The sequence below is a fragment of the Alteromonas sp. H02 genome (assembly GCF_059682525.1).
The window spans coordinates 5,240,120-5,260,475 of the sequence record NZ_CM185021.1 but is presented as its reverse complement, the minus strand read 5'-3'; the positions used below and the strand labels follow the sequence as shown (position 1 = coordinate 5,260,475).

The window sequence follows — 20,356 nt, the reverse complement described above, 5'->3', positions numbered from 1 at the left end:
CAGATTAACTGACTTCGTGTATAGCCGTTGCAGCGCTGTTACTGTACTGCCTGAACGCGTTAACAATGGCACTGTTAGAGGCCGGAAGGGGGTGTTCAATGGCAATATGCTGTTGCGGCCAGGCACCGCTTACCCGGTGTAAATGAACAAACCATTGCCGCGAATTGAACATCAGCTCCATATCAATGTTCACCGGCAACGCACCCGGACTCCTGTGACCGGGATGAACCAGTACCACCAGGCAGTCGTATTGCCTCGCCAGTACCTGCAGGCGTCGGGCAGCCTTCGGTTCTATCTGAGCCAGGTACATCACTACACAACAACAGGCCTGGCTACGGATTGCCTGTTCGCAGGCCCACAGGGCATCCGCTTCGTTAGTGGTGTTGACTACCCAGGATTGTTGTTGATATGGCGTTTGCGACATCCAGTTTGGGTTTAAGTGCATCCGGTTAGGCAACCAGATAATGCGCTTTTGCGTAGCGGCTTTTTGCAACAGCACGTTATTCAGCAGTTGCAGCTCACCTTGCCCGGCAAGCGCTCTGATACTCATTGCGCCAGCGGCTGGCACACCGCCGGCGCAGGCTTTATCCAGATTAGCCTGGCCGAACGGCAGCCGTGCTTCTTCGCCATCGGCAGTGTGACGATGGTCCCGGCCCCGAAAAACCAGGGGATGTTTAATAAGCGAACTGATAGATGCTGACATAATAAAATACTGTTTATTTATACAGTATTTTAGTCAAAAAAAACGCCTCTGCAAGAGGCGCGTGGGATTTGTTTAATTATTCTGCTTTACTGTTTTCGGTTTTGGTAGGCGGAAAGCTAAGGCCGCGGCAGGCGATAATAAAACCATCGAGGGTGTTTTTACTCCAGGCCATGCGGATATCACTGGGCTGAACCTTAATCACTTCACGAAGTTGCTCCAGGGTCACTTCCCCATCCTGTAAAGCGGCATTAAGGGCTTCTTCAACCGACATGCCTTTTTCCATGCAATACACTGCCACGGCGCTGATTTTTTCAAACATCGGTTGCAGTGTTTCATAGTGCTTAGCGTTCACTAAACCCCGTTTGTGTGAGGCGTCGAGACGTTCAGCCAGAAAGCTCTGTATTTGTTGCGAGAGCACCACCATACTGCCGTTAGCATCGCTAATACGTCTTGACGTGGCTTTCAGGCTGTTCTGGCAAAGCTGCAGTTGCTTTTGTAAGTTCTGAACTTTCAGACCAAAAAAAATCAACAACAGAATCAGCGCAGCAAAGCTTGCAAATATCAGCATGTCAGAATAATCCTTGTGTCAGTACAGGCCCGCAGGGTTAATCTTTCTTTGGGGTATAAATAGGACCGGGGAACGCCGTTACCTTATCCGATAACTCGGTGATTTTGGCACTACCTTGTTTTTTTACCTGGTCGATTCTAAGCACATTATGCATAGGAATAAAAGTGCTGGTGACATCGGCAAACTCGGTTTTGAGTTTTTCATGGGAGGGATCCACCACAATGTGGCTGTGGTTATCCCAGACAAAATCGCCAATTTCTACAAACCCGAATAATCCGCCCTGGGAGACTTCTCGCACATATAGCTCATAATGTTCACCATTACTCACAAACTGTACCCGGTAGAGCATTTTATTGTCGGCCATTTATGTTCTCTTTATTACTGCTGAAAAGGTATATCAAGTGCGAAGATTATAAGGGGAGAAGGGTAGCCTCTCCAAGAGGAGAAAGCACAATTGTTACTGCGAAATGGGCTGTAGCAGAGCGCGGGTAGCGATATGTAACTCTTCTTCGCTTTCCGCCAGAATACTGTTGATAGCAAATCCCTGCACGAAACTGGTGAGCTGTAAGGCTACCGCCTCAACGTTGATATGGGGTTGCACGGTTTGTTGGCGCTGCGCCTGTTCCAGGCAGCCGATAAACGCCAACTGCAGTTTGTCGAGGTAGTGGCGGCCCAAAGAGCGGATATGATCATCTTCGCTGCCTAACTCCGTTACCATGTTAATCAGCAGGCAGCCGCGGCCATAAATATGTTCAATGTAAGCAGCAAAGAAGCGTTCAATAGACGCCAGGCCCTGATGATCCTCAAGGTGCGCAAGAATGGGCGATAGCTTGTGGGTATCGTAATACTCGAGGGCGGCGTAAAGAAACTTTAGTTTGCTGCCAAACTCAAGATAAAACCCCCGGCGATTAAACTCAGTACGGGCGATAATTTCATCCATTACGGCGCCGTTGTAACTGTGTTCAATAAAGATATCTTCCGCTTCGCAGAGAATATCATCCAGGTTGTAAAGCGAGGTGCGAGGCATAATAAAGTCAGTGGTTTAATCTAAGTTAACTGTAGTTTGCCTCGCATGGAATGCAAATAAACGGTTGGTCTCAGTCTGCAATCGTCAGCGTCTGTTAGATGAAAAAGGACTGCTTAAAGCAGGCCCAGTGTTCATTGAAATGCTCGGTAGGTTTACGCTGAAAACCACTGCGGATAAACTGGTTGATCCGGCCATCTGTAAAACAGATAAGCGTGTTAGCAATCAGTCCTTCATCGGCGGCAAGCTCTTTGCCTTCGCGCAAACGGCGCTCCCGTAACACTTGCTTCAACTGAGTCTCCAGACGTTCGAACAGTTTGGCAATGCGAAGACGCAATCGTTCCTGCTCGCCCATCAGCGCATCACCGTTCAAAATGCGGGTAATGCCGGGATTCTTTTCGGCAAAGCCAAGAATGAGGTGCAGGATGAGCTGACAACGGGCTGCCGTGTCTTTCTCTTCATTGATAATTTTATTGATGCGCGAAAACAGGGTTTCCTCAATAAACTCAATTAAGCCTTCAAACATCCGGGCTTTGCTGGGAAAGTGACGATACAGCGCGGCTTCCGATACGCCTACTTTTTCAGCAAGCTTCGCCGTGGTTATACGCTGACCGGGGCTGGTTTCCAGCATTCCGGCGAGCGCCTGTAGAATTTGCGCTCTACGGTTAGTTCGTTTTGCAGCAGGCATAATAAAAGTGCTTCCTCCACCATATTATTGAGTGACAACAGTTTCCACTTTATTGTGAATTATAATGACAGTGTGTCGTTTTTTTCTTGATATCGTTCAATGACTACGTTCAACAGCGCCAGTGCGAGCTCAGTTTTAGGCTGGGCGGGTAAATCACAGTGCCCCTCCGGCCAGAACACCTGTAACGCATTGGCGTCACTGTTAAACCCTAATCCGGCAACCGTAATATCATTCGCCGCAATCATATCGAGTTTCTTATCGGCCAGTTTCCGTTTTGCATAAGCTTCAACATCCTGGCTCTCTGCAGCAAAACCAACGCAAAATGGTGGCTTAGGCAAACCTGCTACTGTTTTTAGGATATCAGGGTTTTTTACAAAAGTAAGTGTTAACTCATCGGCATTTTTTTTGATTTTATTGTCCGCTACATTTTCTGCCCGGTAATCGGCGACGGCAGCGGTTGCGATAAAAATATCCTGACTGTTTACCTTGGCCATAACAGTTTCGAGCATCTGTCCGGCGCTTTCTACATTTATTCGCGTTACCCCAGCTGGCGTGGGCAAAGCAACCGGGCCGGCTATCAGGGTTACCTCGGCACCAAGGCTTCGGGCCTGTTCTGCAATGGCAAAACCCATCTTGCCCGAGCTGTGATTAGACAAAAAACGCACCGGGTCGAGGCTTTCCCGGGTGGGGCCAGCGGTGATCAACAGGCGTTTACCCCGCAATGGCTGCGGCTTATTGAGTATTGAGCTTAAACATTCAACGATTTTTTCTGGTTCCAGCATCCGGCCTGGGCCGATATCGCCACAGGCCTGGGCGCCGTCAGCAGGGCCGAGAATGTGCGTTTCATAGCTCCGTAATAATCGCAGGTTGTGTTGAGTTGGTTTAGCTTTCCACATTTGTTGGTTCATGGCCGGGGCAATACACACCGTTGCCGAAGTTGCCAGATATACCGTGGTCAGTAAGTCGTCGGCAATGCCGTGAGCAAGTTTAGCCATGGTGTTGGCAGTGGCTGGCGCTATCAGCAGAATATCGGCCCATTTAGCCAGCTCAATATGGCCCATGGCGGCTTCTGCGCTGGGGTCCAGTAAATCCGTGCTAACCGGAAAACCCGACACGGCCTGCAGCGACAGTTCGCTGACAAAATGCCCGCCGGACTGGTTGAGGATCACGCGAACCTGCGCACCCTGAGCGACCAATTTACGCACTAAATCAGGGGTTTTATAGGCCGCTATGCCGCCGCTAATCCCCAGTACTATTTTTTTACCTTGTAACGTCATGTGTCTATGTCCGACCAGCTAAACAGTCAAAGATTAGCATGCACGGCACCTGGTGTGTAGCGAAAACCCGGCTCAGGTGCAGTAGTTGGCCGGCAACTTTTCACTTAGTCTGTTGAGGTTATCAACGTTACATTACCGAGAGATGTTATGACGCTGACACTTCATCACTGGCCGCTACAGGAGCGGCCCCGCGAGAGACTGCTAAAATATGGGCCTCAGCAATTATCTGATACCGAACTGCTGGCGATTATTCTGCGTAGCGGCACCCGGGGTCTTACCGTACTGGAGTTGGCGGGAACGTTACTGGCCCATTTTAGTAGTTTACGCGGAGTTATCTCCGCCTCCAGTCACGAACTCTGTGCGCTGCCTGGCATTGGTAAAGCCCGCTATTGCGAGCTCCAGGCGGCCATGGAAATCTGCCGCCGCCAACTGGCTGAGCCATTATATAAACGCTCGGTATTTCATTGCGCCGAAGATGCTAAATTTTACCTGCGGGCTGAGCTGCGCGACTTAAAACAGGAAGTGTTTGGCGTATTAATGCTCGATAGCCAGCATCAGTTAATTATGTTCAGAAAGCTGTTTTCCGGTACTATAAATGCCGCTGCTGTTTACCCCCGGGAAATCGTCAGGCAGGTGATTGCCGACCACGCGGCAGCGATTATTCTGGTGCATAATCATCCCTCGGGCAATCCCACTCCCAGCGAAGCAGATATCCGCTTAACCCGGGATATAAAACATGCCATGGCGCTGGTGGATGTTGAGGTGCTCGACCATTTTATTGTGGCCGATAATCAGGTGTGTTCTCTGGCCCAGCAGGGCTTAATGTGATCATCTGAGTTACCGAAGGGGTATAAAGGTTTGAAAATTTATACTTTAGTTTGTTTTTTTATACCGGTATATTTTATCTTAAGTTGTACTTTTTTACGCCAACCCTAGTGATCTGCCGGTAAAAATGCTTTAGTATGATCACTTGGCGGATATCCCATAGAAAGGACTAAACATGAAAAAATCATTGCTTATTACGCTGATCACTGCCGCTATGGCAATGTCTGCGAATGCACAACAAACCGGTGAAGCTGGTGCGGGTGCTGGTGCTGGCGGCGCTGGTGGTGTCGGTGGCGCTTTAGGTGGCTTAGGTGCTGCTGGTATTGCTGGTGGTGTAATCGCCGCGGCAGTAGTTGGCTCTGTTATCGCGAGTAACGACACTAATACTGACACTGGTACTGGTGGCGGCGGTGAAAACCCTGACCCAGAGTGTTCTGCTGGTGACGACCTGGTAGACGGCATTTGTTACAACGTAACAAATACCTTAACTACTACCAATACCAACGGCGTAACTACTACTATCACCGTTCCGGTAACTACTACTTATTTGCCTACTGTACCTCAGTAAGCGAAAACAGTTTTAGAAAGCCGCCTGTTGGGCGGCTTTTTTATTGGTTATGGAATTACATTAGGCTGAACCGAGTCTTTCATGTCTGTTGCAACATTTCTTCGATTTTTCATCATGGTAGCCGTCAGCGTCTTGCTGGTTGGTTGTTCTAATGTTAACAGGTTGTACCTGGAAACCCTCCGTCTGGCATTTTTTGAAGATGGGCCTTCATTATCATTTGAGCAGGTCAGGGAAAGTAAAGTTGATTTCCTTAAAGTCCTGCACGGCGAGCGTTTACCCGTATACATGGCCCTGGCCTATATTGAAGACGGGCAGGATAAATGGGTGTCTGCAGACCACGTTGTGGTAGCCATGGATCGGGATAAAATCATTCGTATCGCCGGTCTGGATGTTGACCTGCAGTATACGGACAATGTCGAAAACAATCCGCTTAGAGCCGCAGATAAGTTATCGCAGGCTAACTGGCAGTATCATATCGATGTGGAAGAACACCACTATGGCCTGCCAGTGGATTCTCAGTGGCAGCGCGGCGCCCCACAACAGGTCACGTTTTACGATAAAGCATTCACCGTAATTCCGGTCACCGAAACGGTTTCCATCGATATTGATAAACCCTACTGGACTCATGAGACCTCCTGGCAAAACGTCTACTGGCTGGAACAGACCAGCGGGCAGATTATTTACAGCGAACAGAAAGCCACGCCGAATTCCGATCTGATGAAAATGACATTTGTGAGCCGTATCGCCCGCCTGATTAACGCCAGGGAGGCAAATTGATGTTACGTGTACTTTGTATGATGCTCGGTTTGCTTTCTTATTCAGCCACTGCAGACATCGCAGTGACTTTCAATGTGGCCGGCCAGATTTATACCTTCGACCGCCCGGTGCGCCTGGCCACGGTATTGTCTATCGTTGAACAAAAGCCTACTCAGTACTGGGCTAATGCGGCGGTTTACCAGTTAAATGCACCTGAAATAGAGCAGCAACGGGCAGATATTCTGCAACAACTGGCAGCGCTGATCCGTGAGCAGTCTAAGGGCAGTTCTGAATATCGACAGCTCTCTGCGTTATACCAGGAAATAGGCAGCTGGCAGTTGATGCGCCGTCTCAACGTGATTGTTGATTATGATCAGGCACGGCTTAATCCTGCCCTTAACCCGCAGTTCAATACCGGTGAGTACTATATTCGTTTTAAGCAACGCTCACAGATGGTTCGGCTCACTGGCATGGTGCAACAGGCCACGGCGTTACCGTTTAAAACCGGGCTAACAGTTACAGATTATATCGACAGCGTCGATTTGGCGGCCAATGCCCATCGGGATATTGCCTATTTGCTCGAACCCGATGGTGACGTGAAAAAGCTTGGTATCGCCTACTGGAATCGCCAGTTTGTTAAACCGATGCCCGGCAGTGAAATATTTATACCGCTTCAGGATGAGCTGTTTTTCGACCGTATTGGTCCGCTCAATGACAAAATCGCCCAACTTATGATGCATAGGATGTAACCTTGGCTGCTCCGCGTTTTTCTTTCTCTTTGTCGACTCTGGCGCTGGCCTGCATGACAGCCGTGCCGCAGACCCGGGCTGACGAATCCGATCAGCCAACGACTTACTCAGTAACCCCCAGTCAGATGGTGCAGGGTGGTGTAGGACTCTGGCAAACGCCAACCGCCCGGATGATGCCGGAAGGCGCCCTGTCGATGAGTTACACCGACAACCAGGAATACCGCTTTATGTCGGTCAGTCTGCAGTTGTTCCCCTGGATGGAAGCTACCGCCCGGTACACCGACGTGCGTACCCGGCTATACAGCAATGTCGACGACTTTAGTGGTGACCAAACCCTGAAAGATAAAGGCCTCGACGTAAAATTCCGCCTGTGGGAAGAAAGCTATTATTTACCGGATATCTCGGTGGGTTTCAGAGATTTCGGCGGCACCGGCTTTTTTGAAAGCGAGTTTGTTAATGCCAGTAAAGCGGTAGGGCCATTCGATTTTCACCTTGGTTTAGGCTGGGGGCACTTAGGTTATCAGAACGATATCACTAACCCTTTTTGTGAGCTCAGAGACAGCTTCTGCGAGCGCCCGGACGGCTTTTCTGGCCGCGGCGGTAAGGTTGATTACCAGAACTTCTTTAAAGGGCCTATGGCGGTATTTGGCGGGGTAGAGTATCAGACTCCGCTGGAAGGCCTGAGTTTCAAAGCAGAGTTTGAAGGGAATAATTACCAGCAGGACCGCGCCGGTGCCCTGGAGCAGGACTCCCGCTGGAACTTTGGTGCTGTCTACCGCTGGAATAACTTTGATTTTTCACTTAATTATCAGCGCGGCAATACTATCGGCTTTGGCGTGAGCTATAAGCTGAATATGCATACTGTTAGTCAGGTCAAAATTGATAATCCACCGCGTGAAATTCAAGGCATTAAACCGCCAGAAAACGCTGCCGCAGTGAATCGCCAGAAGCTCTATAACGATCTGCGCCGTCACGGGGGTTATGTGATCACCGACCTGGAAATCGACGATGAGCAGGCCACTTTTTATGGCCTGCAAACGAGATATCGCGACCGCAATGAGGGCGTTGAGCGGGTTGGCCGTATTCTGGCCTCAGAGCTGCCAGAATCTATTCAGCAATATCACCTGGTTGAACAAAGCAATAATGTCCCGATGGTGGATACCGTTATTGATGCGGATACGTTCCGTGAACATGCAACGTATAGCGTACCAGAGAGTAGTGTAGAAGATACCTATCGGCGTGTTTCACCCACCCAGCAACAGGTTGATGCCTACGAGCCACATCGCGCTACGGGTGCTTTTTTCTCTACCAAGTTTTTCTGGACGCAGACCTTCGGTAACCCGGAAGATTTTTATTTATACCAAATCGGGCTGCTGAGCAGTGTGGGCTATAAGTTTAATGAGCATCTGGGGATCTATGGTGGGATCCGTACCACGTTGCTGGATAACTTCGATAAATTTAACTTTACCGTAGATGCCGAAGAAGCCTTTTTGCCGCGGGTAAGAACCCGGGTTCGTGAGTATGTTACCGGGCCAATGATAACCCTTGATACGGTGTTTATGCAGTGGTCCGACAGACTGGCGGATAATTGGTATTACCAGGGCTATGGCGGCTATCTGGAAACCATGTTCGGCGGTGTAGGCGGCGAAATTATGTATCGCCCCATCGACAGTAACTTTGCCTTCGGTGTGGATATCAACTACGTGAAACAGCGCGACCCGGATAGCACAACGGCCTTTATGGATTATTCGGCGGTCACCGGTTTTGCCTCGGCTTATTATCAGCCTGATTTTCTGCCGGATACGCGTATCAGAGCCAGCGTAGGGCAGTTCCTTGCTAAGGATCGCGGTATCAATATCGACTTCGCCAAACGCTTCGACAGTGGCATTGTGGTAGGCGCATTTGCCTCATTTACCAATGTCTCCTCAGAAGAATACGGTGAAGGCAGCTTTACTAAAGGCTTTTATGTATCGGTGCCGCTGGATCTGTTTATTCTGCAGCCGGCTACGGGGCGCGGCCAGTTCCCATGGGTACCTATTGCCCGGGATGGCGGCCAGATGCTGAACCGTCCGGTGCAGCTGATCGGTGTAACAGAAATGCGATCGCCATTCTTGGATTAGGCGCTGAAACAGGGTATAAATGCCGATCTGAAGGATCCGGTTGGCGGTTTTTTGCTCAGGATCGCAGGTTTTTCTGCATTAGTGTTGAATTCGGCGCAGATTTGCTGTATAAAATGCGCCCTCTTATTTAAAGGTTAAGACGTCATCAGACCCGACACCCAAATTGCTGGTGGGACCGATTGGCGAGACAAAATTCGTTGTTCTGGAGACAAATAATGTCAAGAGTATGTCAAGTAACAGGTAAGCGTCCTGCGGTAGGTAACAACCGCTCTCACGCTAGAAACGCGACTCGCCGTCGCTTTTTACCAAACCTTCAATCTCACCGTTTTTGGGTTGAGAGCGAAAACCGCTTCGTTAAACTGCGTCTGTCTGCTAAAGGCATGCGTATTATCGATAAAAAAGGTATTGATGCTGTATTAACAGACATCCGTGCCCGTGGCGAAAAGATCTAAGGAAGCCAAATCATGCGTGATAAAATTAAATTAGTTTCTTCAGCTGGTACTGGTTTCTTCTACACCACTGACAAAAACAAGCGTAACATGCCGGGCAAAATGGAGATCAAAAAGTATGATCCCGTTGTTCGTAAGCACGTTATGTTTAAAGAGGCCAAAATCAAGTAATAAAACTTGCTTTTGTCTCCACGAAAACCCGGCCGTTGCCGGGTTTTTTGCGTGAATGTCAGCAGTATATCTCAACAGGTAACTAAACTATGTCAAGACTGTCCAAACGAGGATTCAATAATGTGGTGATATTCGCCATGTTAGGCATGATTTTCCTGTTTAATCTGGACCGTTTTGTGCCGGAAAGTAAGCAGCCTGTCAGCTTACCGCTGTTGCCGGAAAACGCCCATGTGCTCAAAATTGAGCAAAGCGGCTTTAAACTCGAACGGGTTGGTCAGCTGTGGCGCTGGAACGGCGTCAATAAAACCCTCAGCAGCACGCCTGAAGCGCAAATCAGCCAGTGGCGTAACGCCGTAATGCAACCCGCCAAGCCGCCGCGGGAAATCACTCAAACCGAACCACTGATAGCTGTTGTCTGGGTAGCCGGTGCCTCGCAGGGGCTGGTTTATGCCTTTGTGGCTAAGGATCAGAACCTCTGGGTACAGTTTGATCAGCAGTGGTATACCCTCGATGAGGTGCGTTTGTCACAACTGCTACCCTGGCGGGCCGATGAGCAGGAAATGTAATGCCTGAGTTACCAGAAGTAGAAGTCAGTCGCCTTGGCGTTGCCCCTTTTCTTGAAGGGCAGGTAATCCGCAATATTATTGTTCGCGATCGCCGTTTGCGCTGGCCGGTGCCAGAATCACTCGCTGATGCGATTGGTCAACAGGTTACGGCCGTTAACCGCCGGGCCAAATACCTGCTTATTGAATTGGCGGGTGGCGGGCGGATAATTCTGCACCTGGGCATGTCTGGCAAACTACGGGTTCTCGAGGCGAGCGTAGCTCCGGTCAAACATGACCATATCGACATTGTGCTGGATAGCGGCAAGTGCCTGCGGCTTAACGATCCCAGACGCTTTGGCGCCTGCCTCTGGCAAGCCCCCGGCGAACCGGCTCCGCAGCAACTGGCTCACCTTGGTCCGGAGCCGCTGACAATCGATTTTGATGCTGAGCGTCTGGTGACGTTATCACGCAACAAACAGGTGGCCGTTAAGAACTTTATTATGGATAACGCGGTTGTGGTGGGAGTAGGTAATATCTACGCTAACGAAGCGTTGTTTATGGCCGGTATCGATCCACGTCGTAAAGCGGGCAAGGTCAGCGCAAAACGCTATGCACTGCTTACCATCGCCATTAAAGAAGTACTGGCAAAAGCCATTCAGCAGGGCGGTACCACACTTAAAGATTTTACCCAGACCGATGGTAACCCGGGCTACTTTAAACAGTCTCTCAACGTTTACGGGCGCTCTGGTGAGCCATGCTTAACCTGTGAAACGCCCATTAAAAGCCTGACCATTGGTCAGCGTAATACCTTTTACTGTCCGCAGTGCCAGCGCTAAGCGCTGCGGATTAGCCGTGTAAGCGCTTTTCCAGCGCCACTTTAACTGCCGGATGACAAAACTGACCCACATCGCCATGATGCAGGGCTACTTCTTTCACCAGCGTTGAGGAAATAAACGAGTTTTCCTCCGAAGGGGTAAGGAAAACACTTTCCAGGTCCGGATTTAACCGGCGGTTCATATTGGCCAACTGAAACTCATATTCAAAATCTGCCACCGCACGCAGGCCACGGATCAGAATGGTGGCGTTCTCGGTACGGGCAAACTCCGCCAGCAAACCGGAAAAACCAATCACGGTAACGTTGTCCAGTTCACTGGTGACCGCAGAAATCAACGACACGCGCTCTTCCAGAGTGAATAATGGCTTTTTACTGGGATTGGCGGCAATCCCCATAATCACCTCATCAAACATGCGTGAAGCCCGCTCGATTAAATCGGCATGACCATTGGTGATGGGATCAAAGGTCCCCGGATAAATAGCTCGTGTATGCATAATAGATAAGTATTGTTTGAGTTAAGAAAACAGTAACCAGATTTTACGGCGGATGCAATCGCCATCCGGCTAGCCAGGCTGATTATAACCACTTAGCAGGCTATCCCAGTTTTCCGGCGTAAAATGATAACCTGGATACTTGCCCTGTTCCTTGTTTAAGGAACGGTTTAAACGGCTCAGATTACCGGCTTTCCACTGGTCACCGGCCTTCTCGGCACATTTATCAAAATCAATCAGCCAGAACTTATCGTCCCGATCGATCATAATATTGTGAATGTTAAGGTCGTGATGATAAACCTGATTATCATGTAACTGCTTTATTAAGCATCCTATTTGTTGCCAGTGTTGGCCGGCAAGTGGCTTTGCAAGCAGGTGCTCATGCACTTCACAACTGTGCGGAACACGTTCCATTAAGATACTGGCTTCGTAGCAGACACCATAGCGGCTGACGCGCCCGGCCAGCCCTCTGGGCACCGGTAAACCTGCCTGGTGCATTTTATTAAGCAGGTTGAGCTCACGATAAGGGCGGGTAGTGGTTAGCCCGCCGAAAATAAACCGTCTCTCAGACACATGCCTGACCAGACCGCCACGGCAATAATCCCTCAGTACCATTTGCGCCGGCTTATCAATCAGTATCGCCTGACCGCGCCCGCTGTTGGCGGTGGCAGACTGCTTCCAGTGTGACTGCTGTAACCATTCAGGAGGAGGAACAGGAATACCGAATGCTTCGCACTGGTCGGCGCAAAGTAACAGCGTATCACGGCCTGATGTATAGGTTTGTATGGCTTGCAACGATAATTCTCAGTATTAAGACTTGTTAAATCATGCTGATTGTAATCAAATTAGCGGGGTTTATCAGTGCTAGTTGGAAGATTCTTTGTCAGGTGTATTAAAACTCCCTCAAAATGCAAGAATATGTATTCTTAGATTATCAGCCATTGGCGATGTGTGTCATGCCGCAGCCATGGTTAATCGTATCAGGAGTGCCAGGCCTGACATCCGGATCACCTGGATTATCGGTAAGATAGAGTACCAGTTGCTTAATGGCATGGACGGCGTGGAGTTTGTTATCTATGACAAGAAAACTGGCCGTCAGGGGATGCAGGCCATTCGCCAGCAATTTAAAGCACAACGCTTCGATGTGCTCTGTGTAATGCAAATAGCACTGCGCGCCAATCTGCTGTCCCGTGCTATCCGGGCTAAAGTACGTTTAGGCTTCGATAAGTCCCGCAGTAAAGAAGGCCATAGCCTGTTTATTAATAAACGCATTGCAAAGCAACAGCATCCCCATGTGCTGGAGGGCTTTATGGCGTTTGCCGATGCCATGGGCATTGCGCCTGTTGAGAAGCTTGCCTGGCAGTTGCCTTTGAGCGAGTCTGATCTGGCTAAGGGGATTACCTTAAAGCAGCAATATGGCCGCTATGCCGTTATCTGCCCGGCTGCCTCTAAGGCAGAACGTAACTGGACTGCGGAGGGCTATGCCGCAGCCGCTAAGCATCTTGCGAATAAAAACGTTCCGGTATTCCTTTGCGGTGGACCGGGGCCCCTCGACAGAACCATCGGCGATGCTATCCTGGCAGCCGGCGCCCCCATCAAAGATAACCTGATTGGTAAAACCACACTCAAAGAACTGGCCGGTGTGCTCGCTGAGGCCTGTTTGGTTATCGCTCCCGACACCGGCCCTGCTCATATGGCTACGGCAATGAATACGCCGGTCATCGGCCTTTACGCGCATTCCAATCCGCGTCGTACCGGCCCCTATAACAACCTGGCCGATGTGGTTTCGGTTTACGACCAGTGCATTGAACAGCAGGCGGGCAAACCCTGGCAAGCGTTGCCCTGGGGCAAACGGGCCAAAGGCGAAGACCTGATGGCAATGATATGTGTTGAAAAGGTTAATACTGCTATCGATACTGTACTCAACCGGCTTGAAGGCGTTTAAAGATCTGCGCTTATTGCACTAAAATTAAAGCAATAAACACTTTAAAAAATTCAATTCTTTTCTAAACTTATAGTTGGGCTTTTTCAACTCAGGGAAGGCACTAAGCGGCAGGAAGGGACCTACGCAAATGACTACCATATTAGTTAAGGCGTACCTTTGAAAATTTGGATTTTAAAAGCGTTCTGCTTCGGTGCCCTATTGTTATGGATAGGAACACTCTGGACAGCAACTGCTCGGGCCGAGACACCAGCACAGCCTATCGCGGTGGTGGTTAATCAATCCGTTGATATTACTACGCTAACACCCGCACAACTTCGGATGATCTTTGCCGGGCGAACCCAGTTCTGGCCCGACGGCAGTCGGATCAGTGTCTTCGTGCTGTCATCTCAAAGTGATGTTCATCAGCGTTTTTGCCGTGATTTACTCAATATTTATCCCTACCAACTTGAACGTATCTGGCAGCGTGTAGTGTATTCTGGGCAAGGTGAAGCGCCAGAAATCATTAGTACCACGCAGGCCCTGCAAGACATTATTGGCCAAACGCCCGGGGCTATTGGCTATCTGCCAGCGCCTGAGTCGATGAGTAAAAATACCAGGACGATCACCGTGGGAGAGCCGTTATGAAGCATTTTGTGTACAGCGTAGGATTAACACTGCTGCTCTTTACTACTCATATTCAGGCTAGTCAGGACAACTTTTCCTGGCATGGCTTTGTCGCCCAGGGCATCACCAGCTCTACCGATAGCAATTACATTACCACCGGCAATGAGATCACTGCCGAACTCACCGAAATAGGAATCAATGGCTCGTATGTGATTAACCCGTCTTTGAGCGTGTCCGGCCAGTTAGTCTACCTGAACGGCGGCAACCGTTTTCGCCAGGGAGCCCGCCTTGATTATTTATTTTTAGACTGGCGCTTAACCCGCTTGTTTGACTGGCAGGTGAACGTGCACCTGGGGCGCTATAAAAACCGCCACTGGTGGTATTCGGCTACCCAGGATGTGCCGCATACTCGCCCTTCCATTTCGTTGCCTCAGTCTATCTACTACGATGGTAACCGCGATCTCGCTCTCAGCAGCGACGGTATTGCCCTACAGAGCACTAAAACAGGCAGCACTGGCACCTGGGAAGTACGTTGGAGCTATGGACGCTCACCGCTGGCCAGAGAAGATACCGAAAAGCTGTTAAGCCCGCAGGCACAAGGGAGGGTAAAACAGGATTTTACGCATCAGTTCAGCACCTACTGGCAACCAGAGTCCATGCACTGGCAGGTTGGCTTTAGTTTGCTGCAGTCTGAGTTTACCTATGAGCCGACCGCACTGGACATTCTGCTCAATGGCCAGTCTGCTCTTGACCGCCTTACCCTGGCCGCCCGATATGACAGCGAGAACTGGGAACTCACTATGGAGCTGCTGCGCGACCGCCTGATGTACGAGGGAGACTTTACCCAGGGCATCACGCTGGATGTTGATAAAACCGGCGAGGGCGGCTATCTCCAATGGCGCTATTTTTTGCAAAACAACCTAACCGGACTGGTGCGATTTGATACCTACGATGTGGATCGCAAGGACCGCCACGGCGATCAACTGGCGTTCAATCCATTTGGCGCTATTCCTGAACACTATGGTTATATGGACACACTGACCGTAGGCATGAGCTGGGATATCCGATCAAACCTGAGGCTCAGCGGCGAGTTTTCCCGTACCCACGGTGCCGGTCGCCTTACTGCCGTGGTATTTCCTGATGCGCTGGTTTATGCAAAGCCGTACTGGAATGCATGGTCTGTGCAACTGATGTACTGGTTCTGAGTCGATGAAAAAAAACGTCTCGCTCAGTTACAAAGTCCTGACCATCATGTTGGTAGTGATCATGTTTGTTTGCTCGCTGGTGGTGGGTCTATTACTGTATCAGGCGGCTAATCAGGAGCAACAGCTTAATCAGACGATATTATCGCGTGACGTTACCCGCTATCATCAGTTCTCAACTTTACTCAATGAACGTCTATCAGTTTGGGTCGAAGGACTCAAATACATTAACGATATCCCACCGGGTAATACTACCGAACTGGTAGATACCTTCAGGCGCGCCGAAGATTTCCTGTTGCTTCAGTGGGATGTTAATAACATATGGATACTCGACAACCAGCAACAACTGGTATACCAGCAGGGGGAGATGTTGCCAGACGATGTGCTTGAAATGGTTGAACAAACCCTTACCGAGGCTAGGCCTGTTGCCGGCGTGCATTGTCATGTAATGTGCGAACAGGTTGTCAGCATCCCAGTGATGATCAACCGGCAGACTGCTAATGTAGTAGTAATGAGCACATCATTACAGGAATTACTGGCCTTACTGAGTGAGGCAGCCGATGGCGCCAGTCAGTCAGATCTGGTGCTGGTGAAGCATGCCAGGGGGGCCAACTCTCAATCCGACCGATACTTCATTAACAGTATGGTCAGCGATAAGCAGGAGCGCTTTATGCGCGATATTCTGGCCGCCATTCCGCCTTCCGCCAGCAAAACCAAGCTGATCACCAGCGGCTACGAAGTTAACGTAAACGGGCGCGCCTACCTTATAACGCTATTGCCACTCTATCAGCACAAGTCTAACGGTCATTATCTGATGTTTACCCATGACATTGATGAGCGTAAACGTGCTTATAAAAGCCAGAACCGGGTTATTTTCTTCGGTGGAGTGGGGTTGGTATTGACCTTTGTGTTATGTATGTTTGTACTGTTGCGGCGCTATGCGCAAAAACTTACTGCGTTGGCAAACATGCTGCCGTTACTGGCTCAAAAGCGCTTTGAAGAATTCAAAATACAGCAAAAACGCAGCTTTACCCGTGAAAAATGGCTGCTGGATGAGCTCGACACCCTGGGTGAGGCTGCCGTAGAACTGTCCGATAAACTGGAGTCGCTGGATCAGCAAATGACGGTGAACACGGCCAAGCTGGAAAAGATGGCCATGTTCGACAGCCTCACCGGCTTGCCCAATCGTAATATGATGACCTTTCAGATCAACAAACAGCTGGCAGCACTGCAGCGTCGGCAGGCGGGTATGGCTTTATTGTTTATTGACCTGGATAACTTTAAAAAGGTTAACGACAGCCACGGTCATCACTTTGGCGACGAAGTGGTGAAACTCGCCGGCGAAAGGCTTTCCAGGGTGATCAGAGAAAATGACCTGATCGCCCGGTTTGGTGGCGATGAGTTTGTGATCCTGGTAACCGGGCTCGATAAGGTCGAGCAGGTGAATATTGTTGCCGACAAGCTGATCGAAGAGTTTGTTGAGCCCATGCGCATCAGCGAACAAACTTTCTATATCAGCATCAGTATTGGCGTGGCCTACACTTCCAACTCAAAAACACGGGCACTGGAGCTGATGCGTCAGGCCGACACCGCCATGTACGAAGCCAAGCTGGAACGAGGCTCCAGTTTCCGCTTCTTTAATTCGTCGATGAACCAGAAAATCGTTAAGCAGGTGGAGCTTGAGAATGAAGCCCGTATTGCTTTAAAAGAACAACAATTCTTCCTTGCCCTGCAACCGCAAATTGAATTGGCCAGCAAGCGACTCACCGGATTCGAAGCACTGCTGCGCTGGAATCATCCGCAACGAGGCCTGGTGCCTCCGGGGGATTTTCTGCCTATGCTCGAAAATACGGCAATGATGTCTGAGCTTGATTTTTGGGTAATGGAAAAAGCCATTGAGCTCTTGTCCAGACTGGAAACCAACGGCTATCGTAATGTAAAAATGGCTATTAACCTGTCGGCGGCGCAGTTTGCTAACAGCGCGTTGCTACCTTACCTGATGGAGCTTATTGAGCTGCACAAGGTGGACGCGCGTAACATCGAGCTGGAACTCACCGAAACCGTGCTGGTGGCCGACATAGAGCGGGCGGTAGACGTTATTCAGCAGATCCGCGCCCTGGGCTGCAAACTTGCCGTAGACGATTTTGGGACCGGCTACTCATCATTAAGCTATCTGAAAATGATCCCCAGCGACATTATTAAGATTGACCGTTCTTTTATAGCCGGTATGCTCGAAACCGAAAGCGATCGTAATATTGTCAGCTCCACCATAAGCATGGTGCGCAGCATGGGGCAGCAGATCATCGCCGAAGGCATTGAACAGCCCGAGCAGTTATTTCAACTGGCAACTATGAACTGCCAGTACGGGCAGGGGTATTACATCAGTAAACCTATCGACGAACATCGCTTGTGGGACGTGCTACAAACCAAGGTATATATGGGGCGCTGGCAACTCTAACCTGCGAACTTCCGGGAGGCGTTGCAGAGCGTCCTTAAAAGTTTACACTTTAGGCGTACAGAAACCCGCAGCCATGCGCCCTGGCATAGGCAGTCTCACCGGCTCTTCGGTACAATACGCCTCTTTTATCCAACCCCTTCGGCCAGGAGTGCTTGCATGTCAGCATCTTTTATTTCTCATCTCGAACAACAGCTTAACGCCACCCGTGAGGATGGGTTGTACAAGGTAGAGCGGGTGATCACCACCCAGCAACAAGCCGACATCGCCACCCAGAGCGGTGACCACGTTATTAACTTTTGTGCCAACAATTATCTGGGCCTGGCCAATCACCCGGCACTGATTGAAGCGGCTAAGGACGGATTGGACTCCCACGGGTTCGGCATGGCCTCGGTACGCTTTATTTGTGGCACCCAGGATATTCATAAAGCCCTGGAAGCCAAAATCAGCGACTTCCTGGGTACCGAAGACACCATTTTGTATCCGTCCTGTTTCGATGCCAATGGCGGCTTGTTTGAAACGTTACTCGGGCCGGAAGATGCCATTGTGTCTGATGCACTGAATCACGCCAGTATTATCGACGGCGTACGCCTCAGTAAAGCTAAGCGTTACCGCTATGCTAACAATGACATGCAAGCGCTGGAGGAACAGTTAAAGCAGGCACGTGAGGACGGCGCACGGTTTATCTTAATCGCTACCGACGGCGTGTTTTCGATGGACGGTATCATTGCCAACCTGAAAGGCGTATGCGACCTGGCCGATAAATACGATGCTATGGTGATGGTAGACGACTGCCATGCCACCGGTTTTCTGGGTGAAAACGGCCGCGGCAGCCACGAATACTGTGACGTGCTGGGACGGATTGACTTAATTACCGGCACCCTGGGCAAGGCTTTAGGCGGCGCATCCGGCGGTTATACGTCTGGTAGCAAAGCCGCCATTGAATGGCTGCGCCAGCGTTCTCGTCCGTACCTGTTTTCAAACTCTGTGGCCCCGCCCATTGTGGCAGCGTCACTGAAAGTGTTCGACATGATGGCCGATGGCCACGATTTACGTGCCCAGCTGTGGCGCAACGCCGAACATTTCCGCCACAGCATGACTGAAGCCGGCTTTACCCTGGCAGGAAAAGACCACGCCATCATTCCGGTGATGCTCGGCGACGCCAAACTGGCCAACCAGATGGCAGAGAAACTGCTGGAGAAAGGCATTTATGTGATTGGCTTCTCTTACCCTGTGGTACCTAAAGGCCAGGCGCGTATTCGTACTCAGATGTCGGCTGCCCATACACTGGAGCACGTAGATAAAGCAGTGGATGCGTTTATTGAAGTGGGTCGTGAACTGGGAGTGATTGCATGAAGTCGTTGGTAAAACAGCAGCCAACCCGCGGTATCTGGATGCTTGATACCGATAAACCGGTAATGGGCCATAACGACCTGCTGATTAAAATTCGTAAAACCGCCATTTGCGGCACCGACATGCATATTTATCAGTGGGACGACTGGGCGCAGAAAACCATTCCGGTACCCATGGTAGTGGGCCACGAATATGTTGGCGAAGTGGTCGACATGGGGCAGGAAGTGCAGGGCTTCAAAGTGGGCGACAGGGTATCTGGCGAAGGCCATATCACCTGCGGCCACTGCCGGAACTGCCGTGCGGGCCGCCGCCACCTGTGCCGCAATACCGAAGGCGTGGGCGTAAATCGCGCTGGCGCCTTTGCCGAATACCTGGTGATCCCCGCGTTTAACGCCTTTAAGATCCCGGATAATATCAGTGACGACCTGGCCTCTATCTTCGACCCCTTTGGTAACGCTGTACACACCGCGCTTTCGTTTGATCTGGTGGGTGAGGATGTGTTGATCACCGGCGCCGGCCCGATTGGCATTATGGCTGCCGCGGTCGCCCGCCACGTTGGCGCACGTCATGTGGTGATCACCGATGTAAACCCGTATCGCCTGAAACTGGCCGAACAAATGGGCGTGAGCCGCGCTGTGAATGTGGCGGAAGAATCGCTGAAAGACGTAATGAACGGACTGGGCATGACCGAAGGCTTTGATATTGGCCTAGAAATGTCTGGAGTCCCGGCGGCCTTTCGCGATATGCTCAATAACATGAATAACGGCGGAAAAGTTGCCATGCTTGGTATTCCGCCGCAGGACGTCGCCATCGACTGGAACCAGGTGATTTTTAAAGGCCTGGTGATTAAAGGTATCTACGGCCGGGAAATGTTTGAGACCTGGTACAAGATGGCGAGCTTACTGCAAAGTGGCCTGGACATTTCCCCCATCATTACGCATCAGTTTGCCATTGACGACTTTCAGCAAGGCTTTGATGCAATGGGTTCCGGAGAGTCTGGAAAAGTCATTCTTAACTGGCAATAAGAGT

The 20,356-nt window shown here is 50.3% G+C and carries 23 protein-coding genes; 15 read left to right on the top strand and 8 right to left on the bottom strand.

The genetic code is table 11. The features are described 5' to 3' along the window. Window positions 1-4: 4 nt before the first annotated feature. From AC566Q_RS24265 to coaBC, 6 genes are all read right to left on the bottom strand, one after another. Window positions 5-703 carry a hypothetical protein gene (locus AC566Q_RS24265; RefSeq protein ID WP_105934569.1) on the bottom strand — a complete coding sequence of 233 codons (699 nt, stop codon included), beginning with the start codon at window positions 701-703 and terminating at the stop codon, window positions 5-7. A 76-nt stretch (window positions 704-779) separates the two neighbouring features. After that, the gene (locus AC566Q_RS24260; protein ID WP_105934570.1) at window positions 780-1,271 is read right to left on the bottom strand and encodes a hypothetical protein; all 492 of its coding nucleotides are present in this window, start codon (window positions 1,269-1,271) and stop codon (window positions 780-782) included. Between the two features lie 37 nt (window positions 1,272-1,308). Next, on the bottom strand, window positions 1,309-1,635 hold the full coding sequence (locus tag AC566Q_RS24255; protein ID WP_105934571.1) for a DUF1820 family protein: 327 nt from the start codon (window positions 1,633-1,635) through the stop codon (window positions 1,309-1,311). Between the two features lie 93 nt (window positions 1,636-1,728). Then, window positions 1,729-2,298, bottom strand: coding sequence for a TetR/AcrR family transcriptional regulator (locus AC566Q_RS24250; protein WP_105934572.1), 570 nt, complete (start codon window positions 2,296-2,298; stop codon window positions 1,729-1,731). 94 nt (window positions 2,299-2,392) lie between these two features. Then, window positions 2,393-2,983: a nucleoid occlusion factor SlmA gene (gene slmA / locus AC566Q_RS24245; protein ID WP_105934573.1), complete on the bottom strand. Its 591-nt coding sequence runs from the start codon at window positions 2,981-2,983 to the stop codon at window positions 2,393-2,395. A gap of 59 nt (window positions 2,984-3,042) precedes the next feature. Next, on the bottom strand, window positions 3,043-4,260 hold the full coding sequence (gene coaBC / locus AC566Q_RS24240) for a bifunctional phosphopantothenoylcysteine decarboxylase/phosphopantothenate--cysteine ligase CoaBC (protein WP_105934574.1): 1,218 nt from the start codon (window positions 4,258-4,260) through the stop codon (window positions 3,043-3,045). A gap of 153 nt (window positions 4,261-4,413) precedes the next feature. Between coaBC and radC the strand changes: the two genes are divergently transcribed. The 9 genes from radC to mutM all read left to right on the top strand — a co-directional run bounded on the left by radC (window position 4,414) and on the right by mutM (window position 11,279). Beyond that, window positions 4,414-5,088, top strand: coding sequence for a RadC family protein (gene radC / locus AC566Q_RS24235; RefSeq protein ID WP_105934575.1), 675 nt, complete (start codon window positions 4,414-4,416; stop codon window positions 5,086-5,088). 172 nt (window positions 5,089-5,260) lie between these two features. Beyond that, window positions 5,261-5,653: a hypothetical protein gene (locus AC566Q_RS24230; RefSeq protein WP_146129496.1), complete on the top strand. Its 393-nt coding sequence runs from the start codon at window positions 5,261-5,263 to the stop codon at window positions 5,651-5,653. Between the two features lie 81 nt (window positions 5,654-5,734). Next, the gene (locus tag AC566Q_RS24225) at window positions 5,735-6,430 is read left to right on the top strand and encodes a YjbF family lipoprotein (protein ID WP_499612077.1); all 696 of its coding nucleotides are present in this window, start codon (window positions 5,735-5,737) and stop codon (window positions 6,428-6,430) included. Beyond that, entirely contained in the window at window positions 6,430-7,158 is a 729-nt protein-coding gene (locus tag AC566Q_RS24220) for a capsule biosynthesis GfcC family protein (RefSeq protein ID WP_499612075.1), read from the top strand. Before AC566Q_RS24225 ends, AC566Q_RS24220 begins: the two co-directional genes overlap by 1 nt. A gap of 2 nt (window positions 7,159-7,160) precedes the next feature. Beyond that, window positions 7,161-9,278 (top strand): YjbH domain-containing protein, encoded by a 2,118-nt coding sequence (locus AC566Q_RS24215; protein ID WP_499612073.1) that lies wholly within the window; start codon window positions 7,161-7,163, stop codon window positions 9,276-9,278. 215 nt (window positions 9,279-9,493) lie between these two features. Beyond that, a complete protein-coding gene (gene rpmB / locus AC566Q_RS24210) occupies window positions 9,494-9,730 on the top strand; it encodes a 50S ribosomal protein L28 (protein ID WP_105933571.1) in 237 nt (78 codons plus the stop codon). Window positions 9,731-9,742: 12 nt separating this feature from the next. After that, window positions 9,743-9,898, top strand: a complete 156-nt coding sequence (gene rpmG / locus AC566Q_RS24205; RefSeq protein ID WP_012516577.1) for a 50S ribosomal protein L33 — start codon at window positions 9,743-9,745, stop codon at window positions 9,896-9,898. A gap of 89 nt (window positions 9,899-9,987) precedes the next feature. After that, window positions 9,988-10,464, top strand: a complete 477-nt coding sequence (locus tag AC566Q_RS24200; RefSeq protein ID WP_499612071.1) for a hypothetical protein — start codon at window positions 9,988-9,990, stop codon at window positions 10,462-10,464. Then, the gene (mutM, locus tag AC566Q_RS24195; RefSeq protein ID WP_499612069.1) at window positions 10,464-11,279 is read left to right on the top strand and encodes a bifunctional DNA-formamidopyrimidine glycosylase/DNA-(apurinic or apyrimidinic site) lyase; all 816 of its coding nucleotides are present in this window, start codon (window positions 10,464-10,466) and stop codon (window positions 11,277-11,279) included. The genes AC566Q_RS24200 and mutM overlap by 1 nt, the downstream gene beginning before the upstream one ends. Before the next feature lie 10 nt (window positions 11,280-11,289). Here the strand turns inward: mutM and coaD are convergent, their stop codons facing one another. Both coaD and AC566Q_RS24185 read right to left on the bottom strand, forming a co-directional pair. Then, on the bottom strand, window positions 11,290-11,772 hold the full coding sequence (gene coaD, locus AC566Q_RS24190; protein ID WP_499612067.1) for a pantetheine-phosphate adenylyltransferase: 483 nt from the start codon (window positions 11,770-11,772) through the stop codon (window positions 11,290-11,292). 69 nt (window positions 11,773-11,841) lie between these two features. Then, window positions 11,842-12,564 (bottom strand): 3-deoxy-D-manno-octulosonic acid kinase, encoded by a 723-nt coding sequence (locus tag AC566Q_RS24185; protein ID WP_499612065.1) that lies wholly within the window; start codon window positions 12,562-12,564, stop codon window positions 11,842-11,844. An 85-nt stretch (window positions 12,565-12,649) separates the two neighbouring features. On the opposite strand from AC566Q_RS24185, the gene AC566Q_RS24180 reads away from it, so the two are divergent. From AC566Q_RS24180 to tdh, 6 genes are all read left to right on the top strand, one after another. After that, window positions 12,650-13,714, top strand: a complete 1,065-nt coding sequence (locus tag AC566Q_RS24180) for a glycosyltransferase family 9 protein (RefSeq protein WP_499612063.1) — start codon at window positions 12,650-12,652, stop codon at window positions 13,712-13,714. A 156-nt stretch (window positions 13,715-13,870) separates the two neighbouring features. After that, window positions 13,871-14,338 (top strand): type 2 periplasmic-binding domain-containing protein, encoded by a 468-nt coding sequence (locus tag AC566Q_RS24175; RefSeq protein ID WP_499612060.1) that lies wholly within the window; start codon window positions 13,871-13,873, stop codon window positions 14,336-14,338. Then, window positions 14,335-15,522 (top strand): hypothetical protein, encoded by a 1,188-nt coding sequence (locus AC566Q_RS24170; protein ID WP_499612059.1) that lies wholly within the window; start codon window positions 14,335-14,337, stop codon window positions 15,520-15,522. The genes AC566Q_RS24175 and AC566Q_RS24170 overlap by 4 nt, the downstream gene beginning before the upstream one ends. Before the next feature lie 4 nt (window positions 15,523-15,526). Then, window positions 15,527-17,977 (top strand): putative bifunctional diguanylate cyclase/phosphodiesterase, encoded by a 2,451-nt coding sequence (locus AC566Q_RS24165; protein ID WP_499612057.1) that lies wholly within the window; start codon window positions 15,527-15,529, stop codon window positions 17,975-17,977. Between the two features lie 156 nt (window positions 17,978-18,133). Continuing rightward, window positions 18,134-19,330, top strand: a complete 1,197-nt coding sequence (locus tag AC566Q_RS24160; RefSeq protein WP_499612055.1) for a glycine C-acetyltransferase — start codon at window positions 18,134-18,136, stop codon at window positions 19,328-19,330. Beyond that, a complete protein-coding gene (gene tdh / locus AC566Q_RS24155; RefSeq protein ID WP_499612053.1) occupies window positions 19,327-20,352 on the top strand; it encodes an L-threonine 3-dehydrogenase in 1,026 nt (341 codons plus the stop codon). Before AC566Q_RS24160 ends, tdh begins: the two co-directional genes overlap by 4 nt. Window positions 20,353-20,356 lie beyond the last annotated feature (4 nt).